This window comes from Bacillus sp. JST-5 (genome assembly GCF_057747715.1).
In genome coordinates this window covers 1-10,941 of the sequence record NZ_JBYLHW010000080.1, presented here as the reverse complement: position 1 = coordinate 10,941, position 10,941 = coordinate 1, and the positions used below count along the sequence as shown (strand labels likewise).

The 10,941-nt window shown below is 33.3% G+C and carries 8 protein-coding genes; 2 read left to right on the top strand and 6 right to left on the bottom strand.

Annotated elements, in window-relative coordinates; translation table 11 throughout:
* Window positions 1-319: 319 nt before the first annotated feature.
* The 6 genes from AC3ASS_RS12570 to AC3ASS_RS12545 all read right to left on the bottom strand — a co-directional run bounded on the left by AC3ASS_RS12570 (window position 320) and on the right by AC3ASS_RS12545 (window position 7,509).
* Entirely contained in the window at window positions 320-1,255 is a 936-nt protein-coding gene (locus AC3ASS_RS12570) for a siderophore ABC transporter substrate-binding protein (RefSeq protein WP_488283868.1), read from the bottom strand.
* A gap of 24 nt (window positions 1,256-1,279) precedes the next feature.
* Window positions 1,280-2,038 (bottom strand): iron ABC transporter ATP-binding protein, encoded by a 759-nt coding sequence (locus tag AC3ASS_RS12565; RefSeq protein ID WP_488283867.1) that lies wholly within the window; start codon window positions 2,036-2,038, stop codon window positions 1,280-1,282.
* On the bottom strand, window positions 2,032-2,982 hold the full coding sequence (locus AC3ASS_RS12560; protein ID WP_488283866.1) for an iron chelate uptake ABC transporter family permease subunit: 951 nt from the start codon (window positions 2,980-2,982) through the stop codon (window positions 2,032-2,034). Before AC3ASS_RS12560 ends, AC3ASS_RS12565 begins: the two co-directional genes overlap by 7 nt.
* Window positions 2,979-3,926 carry an ABC transporter permease gene (locus tag AC3ASS_RS12555; RefSeq protein WP_488283865.1) on the bottom strand — a complete coding sequence of 316 codons (948 nt, stop codon included), beginning with the start codon at window positions 3,924-3,926 and terminating at the stop codon, window positions 2,979-2,981. Before AC3ASS_RS12555 ends, AC3ASS_RS12560 begins: the two co-directional genes overlap by 4 nt.
* Window positions 3,927-4,428: 502 nt before the next feature.
* Entirely contained in the window at window positions 4,429-6,435 is a 2,007-nt protein-coding gene (locus AC3ASS_RS12550) for a TRAP transporter permease (RefSeq protein ID WP_488283864.1), read from the bottom strand.
* Window positions 6,436-6,507: 72 nt separating this feature from the next.
* The gene (locus tag AC3ASS_RS12545) at window positions 6,508-7,509 is read right to left on the bottom strand and encodes a TAXI family TRAP transporter solute-binding subunit (protein ID WP_488283863.1); all 1,002 of its coding nucleotides are present in this window, start codon (window positions 7,507-7,509) and stop codon (window positions 6,508-6,510) included.
* Window positions 7,510-8,536: 1,027 nt separating this feature from the next.
* Between AC3ASS_RS12545 and AC3ASS_RS12540 the strand changes: the two genes are divergently transcribed.
* Together AC3ASS_RS12540 and AC3ASS_RS12535 are read left to right on the top strand one after the other, a co-directional pair.
* Complete coding sequence (locus AC3ASS_RS12540) at window positions 8,537-8,893, top strand: winged helix-turn-helix transcriptional regulator (RefSeq protein ID WP_488283869.1); 357 nt, start codon at window positions 8,537-8,539, stop codon at window positions 8,891-8,893.
* Window positions 8,894-9,020: 127 nt separating this feature from the next.
* Window positions 9,021-10,589, top strand: coding sequence for an IS1182 family transposase (locus AC3ASS_RS12535; protein WP_488283862.1), 1,569 nt, complete (start codon window positions 9,021-9,023; stop codon window positions 10,587-10,589).
* Window positions 10,590-10,941: the final 352 nt, after the last annotated feature.

The following is a 10,941-nucleotide window of genomic DNA, read 5'->3' as shown; positions in this document are numbered from 1 at the left end:
ATCTATCCGCCTCATTTACTCGATATGACCTTCGACAGAAAGAGCTTTGTTTTGTTATGCAAACTCACTCAATCATATCTAGCCTTATATGAGGTTCGTGTTCCTCGGACCGGTGTTTTGCCTCCAGCTTCCTTCAGATTCCGCGTCACCACGGACACCCTTGCTCTTGGCTAACCTCTACTTCTGTCTTCGGGGTTCGGGACTTACACCCTATAGTTCATGTACATGCCGGGCGCACATAAGAAAGCCAGTGAAATATATAATAATTTCACCGGCTTTTTCAATTATTGTTCAGCTTCATTCTTGTTCATCTATAAATTTACTTTAAACCATTACTAATTTCATTAACCATTTCTTGTACAGAGATTAGCCCACCGCCAGATAAGTACCAGAAATCTGGAGTTAAGTATACAATATTACCGTTTTTATAAGCATCCGTTTCTTTAACTAATTTGTTTTCTAATGCAGCTTTTGCAGATGATTCGCCACCAACGACTGCTCCACGATCAATCACGAAAATATAGTCAGGGTTTTTCTCAACAATGTATTCAAATGAAATGGATTGACCGTGAGTAGATACTTCAATATTACTATCAACAGGTTTTACACCAAATACGTCATGAATAATACCAAAGCGAGATTTTGGTCCATATGCGCTGATATTTCCATCGTTAGCTAAAATAATTAAAGCATTTTTATCTAATGAAGAAGCTTTTTCATTTAATTTTTTAATATCATCTTCAATTTTTGCAATTGCATCTTCTACTTCTTTTTCTTTACCGAATATTTTACCTACTATTTCCATATTTTCTTTAAAAGAATCCATATATCTTGCACTATCTACTCCTAAATAAATCGTTGGTGCAATTTTCTTTAATTCATCGTACATTTCCATTTGTCTAGCAGAGATGATGATTAAATCAGGTTCCATATTTGCTAATGCTTCAAAGTCAGGTTCTTTTAAGCTACCAACATTAGTATATTTTGAATCCTCGTATTTTGATAAATAAGAAGGAATGTTTGCTTGTGGTACACCAGCCACTTCAATTCCTAAATGATCTAAAGTATCTAAAATACCAAAATCAAAAACGACAACTTTTTCAGGATTTTTATTAACTTTCGTTTCATCAAGTTCATGTTTGATAGTTATTTGTTCAGAACTTGAACTGCTTTTACTAGTACTTTCTTCTTTCCCACATGCCGCTAAAATTAAAGCAAACACTAATGTTAGTGATAACATCAAGAATTTTTTCATGAAAATACACCTCTTTAAATTTTTCTATGTGTAATAAACGGATATCTTTTTATTGTTCACTTCTTGGATTTGGAAATCCATTTCATATATTTCTTTTAAAGTCGTTGGAGTAATGATTTCTTCCGGCGATCCTTCTTTCACAATTTTTCCATTTTTTAATGCAATAATATAGTCAGAATAACAAGAAGCAAAGTTAATATCATGAATGACGATTACGACCGTTTTATTCAATTCATCGACTAATCGACATATGGTCTTCATGATTTGGACAGAATGTTTCATATCCAGATTATTTAACGGTTCATCTAAAAAAATGTAATCGGTATCTTGTGCAATCACCATGGCAATGAATGCCCGTTGTTTTTGACCACCACTTAATTGGTCGATATATTGATCTTGTAAATCTTCTAATTCCATATAAGCAATAGCTTCATCAACAAATTTCCAATCTTCCTTATTTAATCTTCCTTGAGAATAAGGAAATCGACCAAATGATACAAGTTCTCTTACGGTTAAGCGTAAGTTAATATGATTTGCTTGTTTTAAAATCGCTAATTTTTTTGCTAATTCGTTATTTTTAATATTTCTTATGTCTTCACCATCTATAAGTACTTGCCCTTCATCGTAAGATAATAGACGGCTCATCATAGAAAGTAGCGTACTTTTCCCAGCACCATTGGGACCGATAAACGAAGTGATGGTCCCCTTTTTAATTGATAAGCTAACATTATCGACCACAACTTTATCTCCATATTTCTTAGTTAACCCTTTAACTTCTACCATGATTTATTCTCCTTTAGTAGTAAGTAGATGAAGTAAATTCCACCGATAAAATTAATGATTACACTGATGGTGGTTGAAAAGGCAAATACCCTTTCTACGATGAATTGTCCGCCAACGAGAGCAATAATACTCAAAAAGATAGATCCTAAAATTAAATAGCTATGACGATATGTTTTTAAAAATTCATAAGAAATATTTACAACTAATAATCCTAAAAACGTTATAGGACCAACTAAAGCTGTTGCAATGGAAATTAATATGGCCACGATAATTAAAAGTCTCTTTACTACATAATCATAGTCAACCCCAAGCTCGATCGCTTGGTCTCTTCCTAAAGCTAAAACATCTAAGTATTTTAAGAATTTCAAGAAATAAAGTACTGTTGCTAAAATGCCAATAACAGCGATCCATAATAGGTCAGTTTTTACATTATTGAAACTTGCAAACATTCGATCCTGAACTAACTGAAATTCGTTCGGATCGATAACAACTTCCATAAAAGAAGTAAAGCTGCTAAAAAGTGTTCCAAAAATTAGACCTAGTAATAGCAAGAAATATATATTTTGTCCTTCTCGTTTAAACAAGATGGTAAATAAAATTTTTGTAAAAAACACCATGATAAGCACGGATAGAATAAAATTTATATTAGGATTCAGATCGACAAAAATGACCGAACCAAATAAAAAGATGATTAATGTTTGAATTAATAAATATAGTGAATCAAGTCCAAGTACACTTGGCGTTAATATTCGATTGTTTGTGATTGTTTGAAAAATCGTCGTAGAAAGAGCAATGGCTCCTCCCGTTAAAACGATTGCAAGTAACTTCATTCCACGTCTCGGAAGAATATATCCCCAATTGGCGCCTAGATTATAAAACAAATATCCGAGGATCAGAACGACAGATATAATCGCTAAGATGAATGTTTTTCCTTTATATTTCATTGTCTTCTACTCCTCAATAACAAGTAAATAAAGATTCCGCTTCCAATGACGCCAACTGTTAAACTTATCGGGATTTCATATGGATAAATGATTAACCTTCCAAAAATATCACAGAATAAAACGAAAAGTGCACCTAAGACTGCTGTATGGATAATACTTTTTCGTAAATGGTCACCTTGATAAATGGAAACAATATTTGGAATAATTAATCCTAAAAACGGAATCGTACCGACAGTCAAAATGACGGACGAAGTGACAAGGGCAACAATCACCAAACCAATATTCACAACCGTACGGTAATTTAACCCTAAATTTTTAGCAAAATCTTCTCCAAGTCCCGCAATCGTAAATTTATTTGCAAACATATAGGCAATAATTAATAGTGGGACGCTAACATACATGAGTTCATATTGTCCTCCAACAATCGTAGAAAAATCTCCTAATAGCCAAGAAGACATGTTTTGAATCAAATCAAATCGATAAGCGATAAATGTAGCGATGGAACTAATAATATTTCCAAACATCAGCCCCACTAATGGAATAAAGATCGCATCTTTAAATTTGATTTTTTCAAGAATTTTCATGAAGATGAACGTACCAAGTAACGCAAATATAAATGCCACACACATTTTCACTAATGGGCTTTTCGTTGTGAAAAGCATTAACGATACTAGAATTCCAAGTCTTGCTGCATCCATCGTTCCAGCGGTGGTAGGCGAAACAAATTTATTTCGACTTAATTGTTGCATGATTAATCCGCAAACACTAATACTTGCCCCTGCAATTAAAATGCTGGCTAAACGCGGAAGTCTACTAACTAGTAAAATATGAATTTGTTCATTTGATAAATCAAATAAATCTAAAGGTGAAACATTAGAAACTCCTATAAAAATGGAAATTGCTGATAGTATAATCAATGCCGTTACTAGGTACTTTAACTTCATGACTTTAACATCCTTTTATGTAATACGTATTTGCAATAGAGAATCATTCTCAATTGGAATTCAAAAAAATATCCATTTATCAACTGACCTAATAAAATGATAATGAGAATTATTATCATTTGTCAATACTTTTTTCAAAAAATTATCATAATATAATTGAAAGTAAAACTATTATATCATTTTATTGCAAGATAGTCCTACTTATTAATCTATCATAATCAAGTTATCACTATTTTTATAAAATATTAGGCTAATTTTCATTGGGATGTTTTCATAAATAAAGCTTTAATTCTTTTATAAACTAGTTTCAAGTGAGGATGTAACAGAAAATGAAAAGTTCATTTCTTCATTAAATTTTATATTTATGTTTTCGAATATTTCAAAGTAATACTTATGGTTTAATAAACAAAGCCAGTGAAATTCTTATAAAAAATTTCACTGGCTTTATCTAATACTAGTTAGATTTTGCTTGAGCATCTACAAATGAAAATGATTTCAATTTTTATTGACTTACTGAAGTTCCTGAATAAACTGCCGGTTGTTCTTTTGGACGTCTAGATTGAATAAATACGATTATAGCTAATATAGCCATACCAATAATACCAAACCATACATTTGGAGAAATTAATAGTAAACCTCCGACAAATAAAACGATGCGTTCCCACCAATAGGCTGTTCGTACTAAGTAACCTACCATCGCGGCACTAATCCCAATCATTCCAATAATCGCTGTTAGGATAGAATAGGATAAATAAAGCGGCTCAGGATCAATTAGAAGCATTTGTGGATTGATAACAAATATATATGGAATAATATATGCCGCTGTTGCTAATTTTACTGCTGTCACTCCAGTTTTGAATGGATTTGCTCTTGCAATCCCTGCCCCAGCATATGCTGCTAAACATACAGGAGGGGTAATATCTGCAACTATACCAAAATAAAAGACAAACATGTGTGCGGCTAATACATCAACACCTAATCCTAATATAAGAGCAGGTGCTGCCATCGTTGCAGTTACAATATAGTTCGCTGTAGTTGGTAATCCCATCCCTAATATTAAACATGCAATCATTGTAAAAAATAAAGTTAATAATAAATTACCTGCACCTAATGCAATAATACCATTGGCAATTCTTCCACCTAAACCGGTTTGTACGACAACTCCAACAATGATACCTGCTGATGCGCAAGCAGCGATAACAGGAAGAGCTACTCTAGCACCTTCTTCTAAAACTTTTAAAATCCCCCAAAGAGACATCCGAGTTTCTTTTCTTATTAAACTAACAAGAAAAGATATAAGAATAGCCATTAAAGCAGCTCTCATTGGAGTTTTACCGGTTAAAAGAGTATAGAAGATAACAATTAAAGGTAAAATTAAATAACCTCGTTCAAGCATCAATTTTTTTAAGTTTGGTAATTGCTCTTTCGGTACACCTACAATTCCCATTTTTTTCGATTCAAAATGTGTACCTAAAAATACACCAAGAAAATATAAAATTGCCGGTATGATTGCTGCAATCATGATCGTGCTATATGGTGTATTTGTATATGAAGCCATGATAAATGCGGCAGCACCCATAATTGGAGGCATAATTTGCCCACCTGTTGAGGCGGAAGCTTCCGTCGCAGCAGCAAATTCTGGTTTATAGCCGGCTTTTTTCATCATTGGAATCGTAAATGCTCCTGAACCAACAGTATTTGCTACAGAACTTCCAGATACCATACCTTCTAATGCACTTGCAACTACTGCAGCCTTCGATTGTCCCCCTGTATATCTACCAGTTAATGCGAAGGCAATGTCGTTAAAAAACTGACCAACCCCTGTTCGATTTAGCATTACTCCGAAGAAAAGAAATAAAAAGATAAACGTTGATGAAACTTGTATCGGGGTACTAAATACACCCTTTGTAGTTAAATATAAATCTGTTACAACCGTACTCCAGTCAAAACCACGATGGGCAAATAGTTTTGTAGGTATTAAATTTCCATACATTGCATACAGAATCGCCACACCTGCTACAATTACAATCGGTAAGCCCACACAACGCCTTGCAGCTTCTAACACTAATAAAATTCCTAATGAAGCTACTATAATATCAATCGTTTCATACCCAAAAATGATTTTTTGAGATACAAGTTCTTCATAAAATATCACATTATAATATCCGACACCTAAAGAAATAAACGCTAAGACGACATCATACCAAGGGACTCCTGTTTGTTTTCTTTGAAGGCCTTTTTTAATAGGATACAACAAAAAAATGAGACCTAAACCTGTCCCTAAATGAATAGGACCTTGAATTCTCGCTTCATATGCACCGTAGTAGCCAGTGAATAAATGAAAAATGGTTAAAGCAATGGCCAAAAACATAATTGGCCATTTCCAACGACCAAGTTTTTTTCGATAGGCACTTTCTCGATCATATTTCTCAAGAATTTCTTCCAAGTCGTCACTTTGTTCCTCTTTATCATTCTTGGCATCTTCGATAAATTTTTTAAGCCATTTCATATCATTCACCACCTTAACAACGAGTGTTGGCTAAAAAAGGCCAGGACACAATGTGTCTGGCCCTTTATAGCTTTACTTGAGTATACCAATTTCTTTATAATATTTTTCTGCACCTGGGTGAATTGGCAAGTTACCAAGACCATTTAATGCATTTTCTTTTGTCGTATGTTTTGCTTGTTGATGAGTATTTTCACTCGCTTTTTCAATCATAACTTTTGCTAATTGATAAGCAATGTCGTCATTCACAGTTTTTGTATTGGCGACTAAAATTGCGTAAGCGGAAACTGTATTAACATCATTTTTTAACCATTCATAAGATCCCGATTTGATTGTATACCCAGAATAGCCACTGTTTTCTTCAACATATTTTAATTCGTCTCCAGTGATCTCTAAATATTTTACATCGCCAACTGAAGCTTGTAATTCATCGATACCCGCATCTGGTAATCCTAATAGACCAAATGATGCATGAATCGTACCGTCTTGAAGTTTCGCTTTTGCATCACCGAATCCTTCTTGATAAGCTTCATAGTCACCATCTTTTAATCCAAATGCTTCTAACACAATTTTGGCTGCTGCTTGTGTCCCACTACCCGGTGGACCGATGGCAACTTTTTTACCTTTTAAATCTGCAATGGAATTAATGCCAAAACTTTCTCTAGTCACAATCTGTAAGACTTCAGGATATATGTGACCGATAAAGGCGAAGTTTTCAACTTTCTTTCCTTCAAAATCTCCTTTTCCTTCCAATGCATCATAAGCTGGAATATGAACAGTCATTCCTAAGTCAAAATCACCATTAGCTATTTTAGCCAAGTTTTCTACTGATGCACCTGATTCGGTTGAAGTTACGTTAATATTTTCAATATTTTTATTCCAAACGTTCGCCATTTCAGCCCCAAGTGAGAAATATGTTCCACCTTGGCTACCAGTACCCATTAATAAATCAATGGTTCCGCCTTTTCCACCATCATTATTGTCACCATTTGTTTCATCATTATTTCCACACGCTGTTGCGATGATTAAAACAAATGCTAACAGTAAAGATAAAATTGCAGATTTTTTCTTAATCATTTGATTCCCCCTTTTTAATAGTCATTGTTCTCTAAGGAATAAAAGTTTCCGCTTCAAAATTAAGAATAACACAAATTATTTGAAAATAAAACGATTTTTTTCAATATTTTGTATATTCAAATTAATGCTAAATACCTACTTTTTTTAATTTATATCGTCTTTTAATCTCTGTATTCCTGTTGAATAAGATTGGAGCTTTATTTTCCTAGTATCCAAAACCATCCGAAAAAACTAGTGGTTTTGGATAGTATTAAAAATCAGATTCCTCAAATTTGATCGATGTTATTAGGAGTTTTTCATAATTTTGTATATAAGAAATCCTACGAAACTAGCGATAATTAACAATAATAAAAGACCTAAACCAAAATTCGTCATAACATACTCTCCTTTAATGGAACTAAATTCTACTTTTTTATCCATACTTCATTTTGTAAAACCATTATTGAAAAATTTGATATTCATATGAATGTTATAAGATGGAAACATTAATTTTCATGAAATTAGCCATTAAAATCGAATATACTGACAATACTACTTTTTAAGTATATGAGTTTTTAATTAATTCTTATTTTTAAGCACCCATTGTAATAGATAAGTTGAAACCCCAAAAATCACAAGCGATATTCCCATTACTAATACAGCCATAATTTCACTCCTAACTCTTTGATTAATCAATTCCTCATAGTAATTTTACCATAAATAAACAGCCATAAAATCTTTATCCTTTACTAACCTATTTTCATATACTCCCTATACCATTTTTATTTAAAACAATATAAATTCATATACATTCCACTGATTATCTCCAATCATATTAAAGTGCGATCTTAGGATTTTTTGGTATTTAGGTATTTCTAACTTTAAATACAAAACGTATTGTTACTATCATCGGATTTTTATTAGTTCTTCTATTCTTCATTTTAAAACACATAAAGTTTTCCTTCGCGATGTCTTTTTCACCATTGTAGACTTTTATCAAACATTGCGCTAAAGTATTTATTAAGGAGACCGATTCGGGGTGATTACAATGAAGGATTTTTCCATTTGTCCGAAAACAGAAAAAGCAATGGAAATTATCAGTAAACGTTGGACCGGAATGATTATTTATCAATTGCTTAATGGTCGTCAGCGTTTTTGTGAAATAGAAAGTGCCCTTCCAATTAGCGGAAGACTTTTATCTGAACGACTAAAAGATTTAGAAAAAGAAGGAATCGTGAACCGAGAAGTTTTTCCTGAAGTTCCCGTTCGCGTAGAATATTCTTTGACAGAAAAAGGATTAGCTCTTGAACCAGTTTTCCGCGAGCTCGATCGTTGGGCTGAACAATATATTGAAATTAGTCAGGTTGATCATAAAGGGGTTGGGACAAAACCCACCTCTAACTAAAAGTAGCCGCTGGCATTTTACACAAGTAAAATGTCGGCGGCTTAATTTTATTGCATCATAAAAGGACACTTTCTGCTAAAATTTAAGTATCTAACCCCAAAAAATTTTAGCCAAAGGAAGTGTCCTTATGTTTAAATATTATAACATGAATCAACTAGTTTTACCTCTAGATTTAGAAATAAAATTACAAGAAAATGATATTGCCTTCCACATTCACCATTTAGTTGAAAGTATCCCCGATGAAGCCTTTGAGCCATTTCTTCGAAATACAGGTTGTCCTGCTTATCATCCACGCATGATGTTAAAAATTATTTTGTGTGCTTATTCTCAATCTGTCTTTTCAGGTCGTAAAATTGAAGCACTATTAAAAGACAGTATTCGCATGATGTGGTTATCCCAAGGATATGAACCTAGCTATCGTACAATTAACCGTTTCCGTGTTCAACCTGAAGTAAAAGAGTTAATCCGTCAGTGTTTCGTCCAATTCCGTTGCCAACTCGTACAAGAAAAATTGATTGATCAGGAAGCCATTTTTATTGATGGTACAAAGATTGAAGCGAATGCGAATAAGTTTACATTTGTATGGAAAAAATCGATTGAAAAATACCATCACAGTTTAATTGAAAAGTCAAATCAGCTATACAACGAACTGTTAGAAAAAGAAATCATACCTGAAATTGAACGTGAAAGCGAGGATGAACTATTAATAGAAGAACTCGCTCAAATGGTTCAAAAAGTAGATGATGTGATTACAGAATATGACCAAAAAATTGAAGCATCGTCAGATGCCTCAGAACGAAAAGCATTAAGAAGCAAGCGAAAATATCCGAAGAAAGCATATAAACAGTTCATTGACTTTATCATACGTAAACAGAAGTACCAAAAAGACTTTGAAATCTTTGGTGAACGGAATAGTTATTCCAAAACAGATTCTGATGCGACGTTCATGCGAATGAAAGATGATTATATGAAAAATGGCCAACTGAAGGCGGGATATAATGTACAAATCGCAACAGAAGGTCAATACGCACTAGCCTATGGAATTTATTCTAATCCTACAGACTCGTGTACTCTAATTCCTTTTTTGGATAAGATTGAGAAACATTTTTTTAATTTACCGAAGCATATTGTCGCAGATGCAGGTTATGGTAGTGAACAAAACTATGATGAGATACTTTCGAAACGAAGACGAGAAGCACTGATTACGTATAACATGTACTTGAAAGAGCAAAAGAAAAAGTATAAACAAAACAAATTTAATCCAGACAATTGGCAGTATGACAAGGAAAGTGATACATACACTTGCCCGAATCAGCAACGCCTCGTATTCAAATATGTATCAGTACGTACAGATAAAACAGGTTTCAAACGAGAGTTTAAAATCTATGAGTGTGAAGATTGTTCGGGATGCCCCCTTCGTTCATCTTGCACGAAAGCAAAAGAAGGCAACAATCGAAAACTCATGGTGAATGAGAAGTGGAAAAAACAAAAAGAATATGTAAGAGCGAAGCTTTCAGAAGAGAAAACGAGTTCAATTTATCGTCAACGCAAAATTGACGTAGAACCAGTTTTTGGATTCTTGAAAGCTAATTTGCGTTTCACTCGATTTTCTGTACGTGGAAAATCGAAGGTTGAAAACGAAATGGGCTTTGCATTAATGGCCGTGAATTTAAGGAAATACACGGCCAACAGATAATACCTTACGGTATTAAATTCTTAAAATAAAAGATAAAACAGAGAAAGGAGATTTTGAGTAGCATCAAAATCTCCTTTCTCACTATTTGCTAGTTATGTCCCAGCCTCTTTCCTACGATTAGTCAAGTCTAATTCGATAATTCCTGAAACTATTTTTAATTAAAATTGGGTATAATAAATAAACCTCAGGTATTCTATTTTTTTAACTGAGGGAGAATATGTGATATAATACGAATTAATTAATGGCCCATAGAGATCGCGTACGAGTAATCGTACTTTCCTACGATTAGTCAAGTCTAATTCGATAATTCCTGAAACTATTTTTAATTAAAATTGGGTATAATAAATAAACC

Excerpts from the sequence above, each read along its gene's own strand:
- AC3ASS_RS12545 (WP_488283863.1), bottom strand. The coding sequence starts at position 7,509 with ATGATTAAGAAAAAATCTGCAATTTTATCTTTACTGTTAGCATTTGTT.
- AC3ASS_RS12535 (WP_488283862.1), top strand. The coding sequence starts at position 9,021 with ATGTTTAAATATTATAACATGAATCAACTAGTTTTACCTCTAGATTTA.
- AC3ASS_RS12540 (WP_488283869.1), top strand. The coding sequence starts at position 8,537 with ATGAAGGATTTTTCCATTTGTCCGAAAACAGAAAAAGCAATGGAAATT.
- AC3ASS_RS12555 (WP_488283865.1), bottom strand. The coding sequence starts at position 3,926 with ATGAAGTTAAAGTACCTAGTAACGGCATTGATTATACTATCAGCAATT.
- AC3ASS_RS12560 (WP_488283866.1), bottom strand. The coding sequence starts at position 2,982 with ATGAAATATAAAGGAAAAACATTCATCTTAGCGATTATATCTGTCGTT.
- AC3ASS_RS12570 (WP_488283868.1), bottom strand. The coding sequence starts at position 1,255 with ATGAAAAAATTCTTGATGTTATCACTAACATTAGTGTTTGCTTTAATT.
- AC3ASS_RS12550 (WP_488283864.1), bottom strand. The coding sequence starts at position 6,435 with ATGAAATGGCTTAAAAAATTTATCGAAGATGCCAAGAATGATAAAGAG.
- AC3ASS_RS12565 (WP_488283867.1), bottom strand. The coding sequence starts at position 2,038 with ATGGTAGAAGTTAAAGGGTTAACTAAGAAATATGGAGATAAAGTTGTG.